At 45.9% G+C, this 14,818-nt stretch carries 15 protein-coding genes; 9 read left to right on the top strand and 6 right to left on the bottom strand.

What is annotated here, in order from left to right:
• Positions 1 to 129 precede the first annotated feature (129 nt).
• From fabV to R3P39_RS17505, 3 genes are all read right to left on the bottom strand, one after another.
• Positions 130 to 1,320 (bottom strand): enoyl-ACP reductase FabV, encoded by a 1,191-nt coding sequence (fabV, locus tag R3P39_RS17515; RefSeq protein WP_336569070.1) that lies wholly within the window; start codon positions 1,318 to 1,320, stop codon positions 130 to 132.
• 152 nt (positions 1,321 to 1,472) lie between these two features.
• Positions 1,473 to 1,787, bottom strand: a complete 315-nt coding sequence (locus R3P39_RS17510; RefSeq protein ID WP_336569068.1) for a BolA family protein — start codon at positions 1,785 to 1,787, stop codon at positions 1,473 to 1,475.
• A gap of 40 nt (positions 1,788 to 1,827) precedes the next feature.
• Entirely contained in the window at positions 1,828 to 2,424 is a 597-nt protein-coding gene (locus R3P39_RS17505; protein WP_336569066.1) for an alpha-ketoglutarate-dependent dioxygenase AlkB family protein, read from the bottom strand.
• Positions 2,425 to 2,462: 38 nt separating this feature from the next.
• Here R3P39_RS17505 and R3P39_RS17500 point away from each other — a divergent pair, with 38 nt between their 5' ends.
• The 4 genes from R3P39_RS17500 (at position 2,463) to R3P39_RS17485 (ending at position 6,230) form a co-directional block, all read left to right on the top strand.
• Positions 2,463 to 3,593 (top strand): methyltransferase, encoded by a 1,131-nt coding sequence (locus tag R3P39_RS17500; RefSeq protein ID WP_336569065.1) that lies wholly within the window; start codon positions 2,463 to 2,465, stop codon positions 3,591 to 3,593.
• 3 nt (positions 3,594 to 3,596) lie between these two features.
• A complete protein-coding gene (locus R3P39_RS17495) occupies positions 3,597 to 4,154 on the top strand; it encodes a YajG family lipoprotein (protein ID WP_336569064.1) in 558 nt (185 codons plus the stop codon).
• On the top strand, positions 4,154 to 4,774 hold the full coding sequence (locus R3P39_RS17490) for a peptidylprolyl isomerase (protein WP_336569062.1): 621 nt from the start codon (positions 4,154 to 4,156) through the stop codon (positions 4,772 to 4,774). Before R3P39_RS17495 ends, R3P39_RS17490 begins: the two co-directional genes overlap by 1 nt.
• A gap of 73 nt (positions 4,775 to 4,847) precedes the next feature.
• The gene (locus R3P39_RS17485) at positions 4,848 to 6,230 is read left to right on the top strand and encodes an AmpG family muropeptide MFS transporter (protein WP_336569060.1); all 1,383 of its coding nucleotides are present in this window, start codon (positions 4,848 to 4,850) and stop codon (positions 6,228 to 6,230) included.
• 32 nt (positions 6,231 to 6,262) lie between these two features.
• Here R3P39_RS17485 and R3P39_RS17480 read toward each other — a convergent pair whose 3' ends face one another.
• Positions 6,263 to 6,505 (bottom strand): helix-turn-helix domain-containing protein, encoded by a 243-nt coding sequence (locus tag R3P39_RS17480; protein WP_336569059.1) that lies wholly within the window; start codon positions 6,503 to 6,505, stop codon positions 6,263 to 6,265.
• A gap of 396 nt (positions 6,506 to 6,901) precedes the next feature.
• Here R3P39_RS17480 and R3P39_RS17475 point away from each other — a divergent pair, with 396 nt between their 5' ends.
• Complete coding sequence (locus R3P39_RS17475) at positions 6,902 to 7,087, top strand: hypothetical protein (RefSeq protein ID WP_336569057.1); 186 nt, start codon at positions 6,902 to 6,904, stop codon at positions 7,085 to 7,087.
• Positions 7,088 to 7,160: 73 nt separating this feature from the next.
• Here R3P39_RS17475 and erpA read toward each other — a convergent pair whose 3' ends face one another.
• Complete coding sequence (gene erpA, locus R3P39_RS17470) at positions 7,161 to 7,499, bottom strand: iron-sulfur cluster insertion protein ErpA (RefSeq protein WP_336569056.1); 339 nt, start codon at positions 7,497 to 7,499, stop codon at positions 7,161 to 7,163.
• Positions 7,500 to 7,689: 190 nt separating this feature from the next.
• On the opposite strand from erpA, the gene R3P39_RS17465 reads away from it, so the two are divergent.
• The 4 genes from R3P39_RS17465 (at position 7,690) to hemL (ending at position 12,282) form a co-directional block, all read left to right on the top strand.
• Positions 7,690 to 9,372, top strand: a complete 1,683-nt coding sequence (locus R3P39_RS17465) for a chloride channel protein (protein WP_336569054.1) — start codon at positions 7,690 to 7,692, stop codon at positions 9,370 to 9,372.
• 61 nt (positions 9,373 to 9,433) lie between these two features.
• The gene (locus R3P39_RS17460; protein WP_336569053.1) at positions 9,434 to 9,868 is read left to right on the top strand and encodes a CopD family protein; all 435 of its coding nucleotides are present in this window, start codon (positions 9,434 to 9,436) and stop codon (positions 9,866 to 9,868) included.
• A 104-nt stretch (positions 9,869 to 9,972) separates the two neighbouring features.
• A complete protein-coding gene (locus tag R3P39_RS17455) occupies positions 9,973 to 10,989 on the top strand; it encodes an aspartate carbamoyltransferase (RefSeq protein WP_336569051.1) in 1,017 nt (338 codons plus the stop codon).
• Positions 10,990 to 11,001: 12 nt separating this feature from the next.
• Positions 11,002 to 12,282 carry a glutamate-1-semialdehyde 2,1-aminomutase gene (gene hemL / locus R3P39_RS17450; RefSeq protein ID WP_336569050.1) on the top strand — a complete coding sequence of 427 codons (1,281 nt, stop codon included), beginning with the start codon at positions 11,002 to 11,004 and terminating at the stop codon, positions 12,280 to 12,282.
• 82 nt (positions 12,283 to 12,364) lie between these two features.
• Here hemL and mrcB read toward each other — a convergent pair whose 3' ends face one another.
• Positions 12,365 to 14,692, bottom strand: a complete 2,328-nt coding sequence (mrcB, locus tag R3P39_RS17445; RefSeq protein WP_336569048.1) for a penicillin-binding protein 1B — start codon at positions 14,690 to 14,692, stop codon at positions 12,365 to 12,367.
• Positions 14,693 to 14,818 lie beyond the last annotated feature (126 nt).

Here is a 14,818-nt window from a genome sequence, read left to right as displayed (position 1 = left end):
ACCAAAGTTGGATAGATAAAGTATTAATTACCAAATAAAGCAAAAATGCCGAGAAAAGTACCTCGGCACTTTCACTCGGCATCCTATTTTCTAGGCTAATGAGTCGCTCATCAAAGCGACAGCTCAGGCCTAAAGTAAGTGATTAATTTTTACTTCTGGATTAACGTCAGCGTCGTAGTCAACACCATCAACGCCAAAACCAAACAGTTTTAAAAACTCATTGTGATAGCCAACATAATCAGTCAGCTCATCAATGGTATCGGTATCCACTGTATCCCAAATGGTTTGCACCCGGGCTTGAACACCGTCTTCGAGCTCTTTGTAGTTTTGGAATAAGTGGCCACCCTCGTCAAAACGCGGAGACTCACCGTAGAGATTCTCAGTAAATAAACCGTGGATCTGCTCAATAGTGCCCTCATAAGTGCCATCGCCTTTCATGACTTTGAACAGTGCAGAAATATACAATGGCATAATTGGAATCGCAGAGCTTGCCTGTGTAACCACCGCATTAAGCGATGACACATACGCTTCACCGTTAATATTTTCAGTGGTTGCACGAATGGCCTGAGTAGCGCGGTCTAAATCTTCTTTAGCTTTTCCAATCGTGGCGTGGCCGTAAATTGGCCAAGTTAGCTCTTTACCAATATAAGTATAGGCCGTGGTTTTAAAACCCTCAGCAAGCACATCGGCTTGTTTTAACGCGTCAATCCACAGCTCCCAATCTTCGCCACCCATAACTTTAATGGTGTTGTCGATTTCTTCTTGGTTAGCGGCTTCGACCGTCACTTCATCAATCACTCGCTTAGAAGTATTGAGGTTTTTGGTGGTGATGCTCGAACCAATCGGTTTTAGCGTTGATGAAAATACTTCTTCAGTTTTTGGGTCTTTACGACGCGGTGAAGCTAGGCTATAGATCACCAGGTCCACTTTACCAAGCTCTGACTTAATGACCTCAATAGCTTGCTGCTTTAGTTCGTCAGAAAAGGCATCGCCATTGATGTTTTTCGACCAAAGGCCGGCTTCGTCTGCCGCCTGTTGGAATGCGGCTGTGTTGTACCAACCAGCCGACCCGGTGCGCTTTTCTGTGCCTTCTTTTTCAAAAAACACACCTAGAGTCTTGGCGCCTGCGCCAAAAGCGGCGGTAATGCGAGAAGCAAGACCATAGCCGGTTGAAGCACCAATAACTAAAACATTTTTTGGGCCATTTTCAATTTTGCCCTGTTGTTTTACATAATTAATTTGCTCTTGCACGTGCTCAGCACACCCAACTGGGTGCGCGTTAGTGCAAATAAATCCACGAATTTTTGGCTTAATGACCATATGAGATCCTATCCATTGATTTTGATATTGTTAAAGGTGGTACTCGTGCCGCCTTTCACAGTAGCAACTCGCTTTATTATGCGAGTCACGATAATTTGCCGCCTAGTTTACTGCGAGATGCCAAAAATACACATCTGATCAGCTAGCTGGGCTTAACTGTCAAACTTGGAGCCGCCCATACAAGTCGGCGACTGTGGTGCTTGGCCTTGGTTTTCAGAAAATTCATCTGGGGTATAGGCGTGGATCGCTAAAGCATGAATGTGATTGCTCAGCTCTTCTTTTAACGCCTCATTAATGGCACGGTGACGTTGCAACAAACGTTGTCCTAAAAATGACTCACTGACCACAATGACCTTAAAGTGAGAGTCTTCACCACGACTGTGCATGTGGCTTTCGTTGATTACGTTAAGGTGCTTGCACTCAATCGCCGCTGCAAGCTTGTCATAAATCTGTGACTGCATTGACATTGTCAGGTCTCCTCTGGTCAATCTTGGCGCTACTATACGCCTAAGCTGATGTATTGCCAACACTTCGGAATGTTAGGTTAATACGACCTTGATGTACTTTGGCTTGTTTCGGTAAGGCATGCTGATAATCTCTTTGGCTGTTGCCCTGCATCACCAGCAAACTGCCTGTTTCTAACATCAGGTCGGTCACCGCTTTGCTGTGTTTATCGCGAATTTTAAACTTACGACTGGCGCCTAAAGAGAGTGACACAATCAGCGGTTGCGCCCCAAGCTCCGGCTCATCATCGCTGTGCCACCCCATGGTGTCTTGGCCATCGCGATAGTAATTTGCCAATACCGCATTAAATGACTGCCCAAAGCGCTGCTCTAAGGTGTTACGAATTCCCAGTAACATCGGTGGCCAAGGTGCGTTGTTTAACACTTTACCAGAATAGCTATAGCGCACGTCTGGGTCGGCAATAAACAGCTCTAAGCGCGGCAGAGTATGGCTTTTACCAAATAAACGAATGCTATTTTGCTGCCAGGCTAAGGATTGCGATAACGCCTGATAAAGCGCTATGCTTTTGTCAAAACTTAGCGCCTGCGGTTGGTAACTAAATCCAGGCGGTAAGACTGGTGCTTTGCCAGCTGCTCTCATGTTAGACTACTCGCTGCTTTTTATTATAGATAATGACTATGACCACTGATGCTATTCTTGCTGGGAAACCTTATACGCTAGAGCGCTTCCCTCTTGATCAAAAAAACCGAAGCTTACAAGCTTGGGATTCTGCCGATGAGTATTTGTTGGATTATGTCTTCGAACATCATCGCGATGCAACCAAGATACTCATTATTAATGACAGTTTTGGTGCCCTCTGTTGCGCCCTGGCGCCACAGGTGGCCGCCGCCGTGACCGACTCTTATGTTAGCACCTTGGCCTATCGTCACAACCTTGCCTGTAATGGCCTTGATGATGACCAACTTGACGTATTAGACAGCTTACAAGACTACCCTCAAGACGTTGATTTGGTACTGCTCAAGGTGCCTAAAAATGCGGGGCTATTGCAGTCACAACTGGCACGCCTGAGTCAGTTAAAAGCCGATATTCCGGTACTGGCCGGCGGTAAAGTAAAAGAAATTCACACTTCAACGCTCAAAAGTTTCAGTCACTTTTTAACTGAACCCAAAACCAGCTTGGCGGTAAAAAAGTCGCGGCTTATATTCAGTCGAACTTCAGCCAAACAGTTAGATAGTAAGTTCCCGGTGACTTGGCCGTTAGAGAAAAGCAACTTCACTATCAGCAATGAAGCCAATGTGTTCTCGCGCGATTCCTTAGATATTGGCGCACGGTTTTTCTTAAATTACTTGCCAATGGGAAAAAAACCATTGAATGTCATTGATTTGGGTTGTGGCAATGGCGTGATAGGTTTAATGACACTAGCAAAAATGCCCAATGCCAAGGTCACCTTTATTGATGAGTCGGCCATGGCAGTACACAGCGCCAAGCAAAACATCATGACTAACTTGCCAGAGCGACTGCAACACTGTGAGTTTGTGCAAAACGACTGTTTAACTGGCTTTGAGCACCGTGGGGTGGATTTAGTATTATGTAACCCACCTTTTCACCAAGCGAACGCCATTACCGACCATATAGCGTGGCAAATGTTTCTCCAAGCCAAAGCAGCGCTTCGCTCAGGTGGCGAGCTGAGGATTATTGGTAACCGCCACTTAGACTATGATGACAAACTCAAGCGTCTGTTCGGAAACTGTAAGGTGCTGGGGAATAATAAAAAATTTACCGTATTAAGTGCAATAAAGAGGAACTGATCAATGCCTGCAAAGCTACTAATCGCTGTGGTTGTTATGTTACTTGTGGGGTGCGCGAGCTCACCCAGAAGCGTTATTTTGCATCCGCAATATCAGGGTAATAGTTCAAACCAATTGCCGCTGTCAGTTGCGCTACAAGTCAATGACTTGCGTACCACCAAGTACACCATTCGGGTTAAAGATCAGGAGCCCGCACTCTATATGCCAGATGCCAACCTGCCACTAAACTTTCAAGACGTTATGCAGCAAGCACTGGCCGCGCACGGCGCAGAAGTTTCAGGCAATGCCGCAACACAACTAGAGGTTGATATTACGCGCTTAAAAGCCATCATTACAGAGTCTTTATCGCAGCATCAAAGTCAGGCCAACGCTGCGGTTACCGTACGAGTTACTCAGGGCACACGCCGCTTTGAAAAGCAGTATCAAGGTAACGCCAACCTCACAGGGCCTCTGCAACACAGCCAGGCTGGCGTTGAGCAGCAGCTCAACCAGTTGGCCCAACATGTGGTGTCTAGAATTGTCCAAGATCCTGAATTAATTAAATTTGTAAGAGGAAGCTAATGAAAAAAATAATACTCTGCTTAACTGTCTTATTACTAAGTAATTGCGCCATTGCTGAAATGAGCGGCAAGTTTGTACAAAAAAATAATTTATTTCCTCGGGTACAGATTAATACCAGTAAAGGCCCCATCGTACTGGAGCTAGACCGCTCTCGAGCTCCCATTACGGTCAATAATTTCTTAACCTATGTGGTAAACAAAGACTACAATGGCTCGGTTTTTCATCGTGTTGAGCGTGACGAAGTCAACGACCAAGATTTTGTTATTCAAGGTGGCGGTTACGACCGCGAATACGATGGTATGTTCGAGCGTGAAGCCATCTTTAACGAAAGCGGCAATGGCTTAGAAAATGACATGTACTCCGTCGCCATGGCCTACCAAGACAACAAACCGCACTCTGCCACACGCCAGTTCTTCTTTAATATGGACGATAATGAACATTTAAACCCAGGCAAAGATTGGGGTTTTGCGGTGTTTGGTAACGTCATTGAGGGGTATGAAACCTTAGACAAAATCATGCGCGTAGAAACCGGTTACAATGAAAAGCTAGGTTATACCTTTATCCCCAAAGAACCCATTATTATTCTTTCTGTGGATGTACTTAAACAACCAGAGTACTAAACTCTCGGTGACAACAATAAAAAAATAGTATGGTGAGTAAGCTGTTACTCACCGTCAAGGACCTTGGCTTTCAATGCTTATATCATCAAGCTTTTCACAATATTTAAGTTATTATAAAGACAAACGCTTATTGACTATTTTTGCTTTTGGCATGAGTAGTGGCTTTCCCTGGGTATTAATTGGCTCGGTGATGTCAGCATGGCTCAAAGACGAAGGCCTAAGTCGCAGTACAATTGGGCTGTTTGGCTTGGTTTATGGTGCGTATACCATCAACTTTCTTTGGTCTCCCTTAGTCGATAGAGTCAAATTACCCCTGTATCGGCTCCTAGGTCAGCGCCGCAGTTGGATAGCAACCTGCCAATTGGCCATTGTCATAACCACCTTTTTTCTATCCGGCTTGGCTATCAAAGACAACCTTTTCTATGCCGCCTTATTGTGCTTTATCATTGCGTTGTTCTCGGCAACTCAAGATATTGCTATCGATGCTTATCGCATCGACATTATCCCTGAGTCAGAAAGCGATAAAGCCACTGCAGCCGCGGCCATGGCCACTTCAGGGTGGTGGTCAGGCTACGCCTTGTTAGGCGCGATCCCATTTTTTATTGCGGATTTACCTGACTTTACTTGGCCATTGATTTATCAACTTTTAGCGCTCATGATGCTGGTGTTACTGTTGGTGACTCTGCTGGCCACTGAGCCCAGCTCACACCGCGAACAAGTGCAAGCACAGCTGCAGGCAAGTTACGAAGAAAAGCTGCGCCAAGCCGGCTCTAGCAGTCGAATAAAAAAAGCGCTTGCCTGGTTGGCGGTCACTTTGGTTGAGCCGTTTCGGCGCTTCTTTGCAAACAACGGAGTGAAAACTGCCTGTGCCCTGCTGGCATTTATCTTTTTGTTTAAAATTGGTGAGGCATTCTTGGCCCGAATGTCTATCGTGTTTTATAAAGAAATCGGTTTTAGTAACACCCAAATAGGCCAATACTCGAAACTCGGTACCGGTATCATTACCATCATCTTTGCCTTCTTAGGCAGTATGTTTAACCACAAATACGGTATTGTTAAAGGCTTGTTCATCAGTGGTGTGGCCATGGCAGGCTCGAATTTAATGTTCTCTTGGATTGCGCTTGCAGGCCCTGTTGAAGAGCTATACATGTTGGCCATTGTGGTCGATGGCTTTACTCAAGCTTGGTCATTAGTGGCGATGGTGGCGTTTATTTCGATGCTTTGCGACCGTGCCTTTAGCGCAACTCATTATGCCCTATTGGCCTCACTGGGCAGTTTAAGTCGCACGGTGCTATCAGGATACAGTGGCTTTGTAATAGATGACTTGTTAAAAGGGGATTGGGCGCTGTTCTTCGCGTTGACGGCGGTGATGGTGTTACCGTCTTTGGTGTTTTTGTATTTGATCCGGCATAAACTGTATGCCATTGAAAAATCGTATCACGCCAATAAAAACTAGAGGTGCCTATCCTTGCACCTAGAAGCTCGAGCTTATTGCTCCTCTTTTAGAAGTTGTAGGCCTTCGTACGGGTCTACTTCTAGTGCTTCACAGTAGCGCAAAAACTCAATCACATCTAAACGGCGCTCTTGGTTTTCAATTTTACCGATAAATGAATGCGGTGTGCCTAATACTTGAGCTAGGCTGCGCATTGTATGGCCTTTCTCATGGCGTTTTGATTTTAGCCACTTAGTTAGTTTACCGTTTTCTTCCGAAGAAACCGTTTTACCCATCATAATTAAACATCTCCTACTAGATGAACAACTTAAAATTTACTAAATGAAATATGCCCGTCTCATTTAGTTTCTAGACATTACAGCAATCACTATTGTGAACCTGAGCGTATAGCACTCATTGTTCAGCAATACTGATGACAGAGATAGTTACAAGAAAATAAAATGTTAACTTATACCTATGTACCCAATAAGGTATAGCCTAAAACCATTAAACTACCTAATTTATTTTTGCTTTTTTGCGGTCTCTGTAAGCGCTTTACTTTGCTGTATTACACCGTAACACTTTAACAAATTTTTTAAAAAATGTACCAGTATTTGAAATAAATTATTTTTCTTTAAAAAATAAAAACTTAGAGCTAACATTGTCTAAGTGGTGAAAATTAAGGCGAAATAGAAATGATGCGATTACTGTTCTTACTACCGGCTTTGCTGTGCTTCGGCTGGTATTACTTTCTACGTAGCAACGGCGTGCCCTTAAAGCAAGGAAAGCGAGGATTCATTTATATCCTGGTTTTTTCAACCTTAGTGCTGGGTTTCTTTTTGTTGATGATGTACGTAACAGGTAGCTTTGACTCGCTATAACACGTTGTAGATACAAAAAAGCCACGATAATTATCGTGGCTCAATCAATACCCGCGTGCAATACCCGCGTGAGTTAAACGCTAAAGCTGGCACCGCAACCACAGGTGGTGGTGGCATTGGGGTTATCAATAAAGAAACGCGCGCCTTCAAGCCCTTCAGTGTAATCCACAACACCGTCGATGAGATACTGAATACTCATTGGATCAACCACCATAGTGACACCGTTCTTTACGATTTCTAAATCACCTGGATTAACTTTTTCATCAAAAGTAAAACCATATTGAAAGCCTGAGCAACCACCACCGGTGACATACACTCGAAGCTTAAGATCGTTGTTCTCTTCTTCTTCGATAAGCTCTTTCACGCGGCTTGCCGCGGCATCGGAAAACTGTATTGGTAACTGTTCAGACATAGATTTAAACCCCTAATCCTGTAATAGCCAAATTATCTAATACCTGAGTGTTTTAATCAAGTATAGCAAAGCCTGTTTGTGCCTAATTCCCTTGTTACGGTGTTTTGATAACAGTAACTTGTGATAGCACAAGGATTTAATTTAAAAAATTTGTTATTCTTAAGCGGTCGATAGTTATGGAAGGCGGCTCATGTCATTGGATGCGCTCAGACGCAGTCTCGCAAAACCTAAAACCTCAGTACAACTGTGCCTCCTTGGTGCAGTAGCAGGCTTGCTTGCGGCGCTATTAATTATTGCTTTTCGTCTCACCATTGAACTGGTGCAAGCCAGCTTTTTAAGCCACGGCGATGACTTTACCGAATTATCTCAGTTACACCGTTTATTTCTTCCGGTGTTAGCCGCGTTATTAATTGCCACCTTTGCCGCTTTAACAGGCTTTAAACATTATCGCCTTGGCATTCCTTATGTGATTAATCGCATAAAGCACCATTATGGCCATATGCCGATTTGGAATTCTGCCAACCAATTTTTTGGTGGTGCCGTGGCGTTAATCAGTGGCTTTTCGGTTGGTCGCGAAGGCCCTTCTGTGCATATGGGCGCGACGGCAGCCAGCGTGCTTTCAGAGCGCCTCCACTTACCACTCAACGCCGCCAGAACCCTCGCAGGCTGCGGTGTTGCCGCTGGGATCTCGGCTTCTTTCAACACTCCTTTGGCCGCCGTTATTTTTGTCATGGAGGTGGTGTTACGGGAATATAAAGTGCATATTTTTGTGCCCATTATGCTGGCCTCAGTGATTGGGGCGCTCAGCACGCAATATGTGTTTGGTAACAGCTCTGAACTTGCGTTGATTGACATTACGCCTCTGAGTTTTTGGCACTACCCTTATTTAATCGTGTGTGGCGCAGCGCTGGGAGCGGTGGCATTTGCTTTTAATCAAAACTTGATGATGATCATCAAAACATTTAAACCCATCAGCATGTTTCCACGCTTACTGTTAGCCGGACTTATCGCCGGCTTAATTGGTTATGCCGCGCCAGAAGCCATGGGCTCGGGCATGAGTGCCATTACCCAAGCGGTGGAATCTCCCGATGACATTCAATTGCTCACCACCATTTTAATTGCCAAATTGCTGGCGACCATTTTTGCTATTGGGCTCGGTATTCCAGGCGGGCTAATTGGTCCGGTTATCGGCCTTGGGGTTATCATGGGGACGTTAATGTCTTTTTTTGCTCACTATATTACGCCTGCAACCGACGTTGCCGGAACCTATGGTGTTTTGGGTATGGCCGGCTTGCTGGCAGCCACCCTGCACGCCCCCTTGGCGGCGTTAACCGCGGTAATGGAATTAACCTCTAACCCCACTATTATTGTTCCGGCCATGTTGGTGATCACCAGTGCCTATGTCACCGCATTGCAGGTATTCGGTAACCGCTCTATCTTTTTGCAGCAGCTCGATTTTCAAGGCCTGCCCTACCAAGTCTCGCCAGCCAAAGAAGCGTTACAAAAAGTCGGCATCATGGATGAAATGGATGAGCACTTTAAACTGCTCTACTCCGATGACAAAGAGCAAATCAAAGAAACCCTGGCCGCCGTCGACAGTCAAACGCCACTCATCGTATTTGATGAACAACAGGGCTATCGACTGGCAGAATATGACCTAAACTTGGTCTCTGAAGGCAGTGTTTCTGTCTCTTACATTGAGCTGCAAGGGTTGAGTACTCAGGCCACTTTAGCCGATGCCTTTGATATCTTAAAAGATAAACGCTCTGGGGCGGTGTACATTTACAATCAAAAAGACGAGCAACAAATTTTAGGATTGTTACGGTGGGATCAGATCCGTCATATTCTCACCATTCGTAATAGTTTACTGTAACCAAGAACCATATATAACAAGGTGCCCGGTGTGTGCACCCTAATAACCATTGGAAAACATCATGAGTCTTTTGCTGACCTATAAAGCCTTACATTTATTTTTTATGATTGCCTGGTTTGCCGGCATTTTTTATCTACCACGATTATTTGTTTACCATGCCATGACGGAAGAAAAGTCGTGTAGTTCCATGCTGAAAATCATGGAACGGCGCTTACTTTTCTTTGTTACGCCGTTCGCCATTTTAACGGCGGTGTTTGGCGTGTTAATGATTGCCGAGTATGGTCGCGAATGGTTTCGCCATAGCATGTGGCTTCACTATAAATTGGTGTTAGTGATCTTGCTCTACCTCTACCACGGCTATTGCTTCAAGTTACTGGCCGACTTTAAGCATGACCGCAACCATCGTAGTGATAAGTTCTACCGCTTTTTTAATGAATTCCCGGTGCTGATTCTTTTAGCAATAGTCTTTCTTGCAGTCTTAAAACCTGCGCTGTAACCGTGCTATAATGTCGCTCCAATAACCGCTCACTATCTGCGTGTTATCTGGTTGGGTGAGCGACTGCGCAACCCGGTTATCAATTTGTCTTTAGGAATCGCCACATGTTCAGTTTCCAAGGTGAAAACATTCTCTCTGTTAACCAACTCGACAGAGATTCCATTGAACACATCTTCTCCATCGCTAAAAAAATGGAACCCTACGCCAAGAAGCAAAAGCGCACTCGCGTATTAGAGGGGGCGATTTTAGCCAATTTATTTTTTGAACCCAGCACCAGAACACGGGTAAGTTTTGGCACCGCTTTTAATTTATTGGGCGGCCTAGTGCGTGAAACCACCGGCATGCAAAGTTCGGCACTGGCCAAGGGCGAGTCGCTTTATGATACCGCTCGCGTGATTTCAGCCTATGCTGATGCCGTTGCCATGCGCCACCCAGATGCCGGCTCCGTCGCTGAGTTTGCAACCGGTTCAGATGTGCCGGTTATCAATGGAGGTGACGGCCCCAACGAGCACCCCACTCAAGCATTGCTCGACTTGCTTACCATTGATAGAGAGCTTGGCCGCTATGGCTCTGGCATCGACGGCATGCACATTGCCTTAGTCGGCGACTTAAAGTATGGCCGCACTGTGCACTCTTTGTCGAAGTTACTCAGTCACTACAACAACATCCGTTTTACCATGGTGGCGCCAGACGGCCTACAAATGCCACAATCCATTCTTGATGTGGTGGCCAACGCAGGGCACCAAATCGAGGTGGTGTCAAAAATGGAAGGCAATCTTGCTGCCGACATTGTCTATCAAACTCGGATCCAAGAAGAGCGCTTTCCATCGCAAGAAGAAGCAAACCGCTATCGTGGTGGCTTTCGTATCAGCCAAGCGATTTATGACGCCCACTGCAAGCCTAGCTCAGTGCTGATGCACCCGCTACCTCGCGACAGCCGTAGTGATGCCAATGAACTGGATAACGATCTTAATAACAATGACAACCTAGCGATTTTCCGCCAAGTGCAAAATGGCGTTCTGATCCGTATGGCATTATTTGCCTTAACGCTAGGTGTTGAAAACCAAGTGGAAAAATACGAGGTCGATGTACCTTGGTTTAGCCGCAAACGTGACAGCTAAAAAGGACCAACAATGACTATCAGTCAAGACCTATTCAAACGAGCTCAAGACTCTATTCCTGGTGGTGTTAACTCACCTGTCCGCGCTTTTAATGGCGTTGGTGGCACGCCACTGTTTATCACTAAAGCCGAGGGCGTACATACTTATGACGCTGACGGCAAAGCCTATATTGACTATGTTGGCTCGTGGGGCCCGATGATCTTAGGTCATAACCACCCTAAAATTAAACAAGCCGTTCTCGAGGCCGTTGAAAATGGCCTTTCGTATGGTGCGCCCACTGAGACCGAAATTTTAATGGCCGAAAAAGTCAAAGCCTTGGTGCCATCCATTGAAAAAGTCCGCATGGTAAGCTCCGGCACAGAAGCCACCATGAGCGCCATTCGCCTGGCACGTGGCTACACTGGCCGTGATAAAATCTTGAAATTTGAAGGCTGTTACCATGGCCATGCCGACGCCCTGCTAGTTAAAGCAGGCTCAGGGGCACTCACCATGGGGGTTCCTAACTCACCGGGCATTCCAGCTGACTTTGCTAAGCACACCTTAACCGTATCATTTAATGATCTGGATGAAGTAAAAGCCATTTTCGAACAATATAAAGATGAAATTGCCTGTGTCATCATCGAACCGGTTGCTGGCAACATGAACTGTATTCCACCCGTTCCAGGCTTTTTAGAAGGCTTACGTCAGATCTGTACTGACAACCAAAGCGTGCTGATCTTCGATGAGGTGATGACGGGTTTCCGCGTTGACTTAGGTGGTGCACAGCAATACTACAATATCACTCCGGATCTTACCTGTTTAGGTAAAGTCATTGGCGGCGGCATGCCGGTAGGCGCTTTCGGTGGTAAAAACGAGATCATGGATCACATTGCCCCTACAGGCCCGGTGTATCAAGCCGGTACACTATCGGGTAACCCCATTGCCATGGCAGCAGGTCTGACGGCACTGGAGTTATTATCTGAAGAAGGCCTTCATGCAGAGCTAGAAGCCAAGAGTAAAGCGCTGTGTGAGGGCTTCCAAGCCGCAGCGGATGCCGCTGACATTCCTTTAACCACCAACTACGCCGGTGGCATGTTTGGTTTCTTCTTTACCGATGCTGAAAAAGTCACCAGCTACAAGCAAGCGACAGAGTGTGATTTAGAGCGCTTTAAAAAGTTCTTCCACTTGATGCTAGATGAAGGCGTTTATCTAGCACCTTCAGCATTTGAAGCCGGCTTTATTAGCACCATGCACAGTGATGAGGAAATAGCGAAGACCATCGAAGCGGCTAAAAACGCCTTCGCTAAACTATAAGCTTTTTTCTCGCTTATACGCTAAAAAAGACCCGTTATGGGTCTTTTTTATTGCCGTGAAGAATACTCCACTGCTACAAAGATTAATTACAACGCGGCCTAGGTTCAAACAAGCTGGCTCGAATAGGCAGCTGGATCACCGGGCCACAACTGGGCGCGGCTTGTTTGCCAGTTTGCGGGTTGAAAAACGCCCAACGAATAGACTCGGGTCGCTCATCTACGATGGCCTGAGGATTAAGCGGCTTAAGGTAACGGATATACAGCTCTAAGGCACCGGTGCTGCCGGTTAAGCCGGTGGGCTTATTGTCGTCACGACCAATCCAAGCTACAGTCACGGTATTTTGGTCAAACCCAGCAAACCAACTGTCACGTAAGTCATTGCTGGTGCCAGTTTTCCCCGCCAGTTGCACTGAGGGGAAATGTAAGTTTAAGCGCTTTGCCGTGCCTTTTTTAGTGACTCTTTTCATGCCGTATTTGGTCATATAAACCGCTTCACTGTCTAGCTGTTGCCGTTTACTTACCTGATGTTCATAGACTACTTTACCCACAGAGTCGGTAATGGCCATAACGCTGGTCAACTCGCTATGACGGCCATTGTCTGCCAAGGTGGTATATACTTCAGCCATTTCCAAGCTGGAGAGCTCAAGCGCCCCTAACAGTAGTGATGGATAGAGTGGAGTAGAGTCTGAAACCCCAAGGTTATTAAGGGTATTTGCCACACGACTTACTCCCAGCTCTAAACCTAAGTTCACCGCCGGAATGTTAATACTGCGGCTAAATGCCTCATACATCGGAATTTGTCCGCGATACTGATTATCAAAATTGCTTGGTGACCACACTTGCCCTGAGCTATCAGTGACTTGGATAGGGTTATCGTTTAGCAGCATACCTAGATGAAAATTAGGATTGCTCAAAGCCGATAAGTAAATCGCAGGCTTAACCAAAGAACCAATATTTCGTTTGGTGTCTAATACGCGATTAAAGCCTGAAAACTTTAACTGCCGCCCTGCCACCAGCGCTGAAACCCCAGCCTTTTTCACATTAACCGATAACATCGCCGTTTCCAGCTCTTCGGTTTGGAATCGGCGCTCCAGATAAGGTAAGCCCTTTTTCACGGCATCTTCCATGGCCGCTTGCTTTTGCAAATCAAGATAGGTAAATATTCTCAGCCCGGAATCGACGACTTCATCATCGTGGATAATGGTGTCAAGTTCGCGATTCACCAGCTCAAGGTAGCCAGGAAAGGACTGCAATCGGCTGGCTTTCAGCGGTTTTACAGCAATCGGTCTTTCCAGCGCAGCACGGTATTCAGGGGTTGAAATTAAGCCATTTTCCACCATCAGACGTAATACCAGGTCACGACGCTCCATCACTCTTTCTGGGTATCTTCTGGGGTTGTAATACGAGGGCCCTTTGACCATGGCGACCAACATGGCAATTTGATCAAACTCAAGCTCATCGACCGGTTTACCAAAGTAAAACTCTGCCGCCAACCCCATACCATGGACGCCTTGGTTATAGGCTTGCCCTACAAAGACCTCATTTAAATAGGCTTCTAAAATCTCATCTTTGCTGTAACGAAAATCTAAAATTAAGGCGATAAAGGCTTCGTTTATTTTCCGTATCAATGAGCGCTCGCGGGTGAGGTAGAAGTTTTTAGCCAGTTGTTGCGTTAAAGTACTCCCCCCTTGTACCGTCCTACCCGCTTTGATGTTGGCATATAAGGCGCGCATGATGGACCATAGTGAGACACCGTGGTGTTCGTAGAAGCCGCGGTCTTCCACCACCAATAAGGTTTCTTTAAAAATGGTCGGAAACTTTTCCAGCGGCACAAATTCTCTGTCTTGGCGGGTTTCATTGCCAATACGGGCGATCTGCACGGGCTCTAATCGGGCACGGTTAATGCGCCTACCATCGGCAGCAACGATACTTGCTAGCTTTTTGCCAGCAAAATTAAGGGTAAATATTTGTGCCGTTTCAGGGCCATCGTAAAACTCAAAGGCACGACGATAAATGGTAATGGTACGGCCTTGCACAGTATACTGACCGGTGCGGCTAATGCGGTTTACTAAGGAGTAGTTTAAACGCTCCAGCTCCCACAGCACTTCATCTTCATTAAGAAACTGATCCGGCGAAAATGCCATTGCCCGGGCATAGACCTGAACTGGCAGCTCCCATTTATTGCCTTCAAATTGACGGCTGATTTTAGCGTCGAGGTAAATGACATAAATGGCGACTAAAAACAGTGCGGCAATGCTGCCCTTCCAACAAAACGACCAGATGGCACTTAAAACTCGGCTTTTAGCTCGTTGTAACCGCGACGGAGTGGTTGCTTTGGTGGTCTTTTTTCGTGGGGTTTTAGCTTTGTTGCTTGGCTTTTTTTTGCTGTTGCGATTATTTTTATCCGTCATGGTCCAAGTAAAACTACGTCAAACATTGCCAGATGGTAGGGTATCGTAAATTAACAACTGCTGAAAGCACAAAAAAGTGGGCACCTGAGCGCCCACTTGGTTTAGACAACGAGAATTTTACAATAT

The sequence above is a fragment of the Pseudoalteromonas sp. UG3-2 genome, from assembly GCF_037120705.1.
Classification (GTDB): domain Bacteria; phylum Pseudomonadota; class Gammaproteobacteria; order Enterobacterales; family Alteromonadaceae; genus Pseudoalteromonas.
This window is presented reverse-complemented; position numbering and strand designations above follow the sequence as displayed.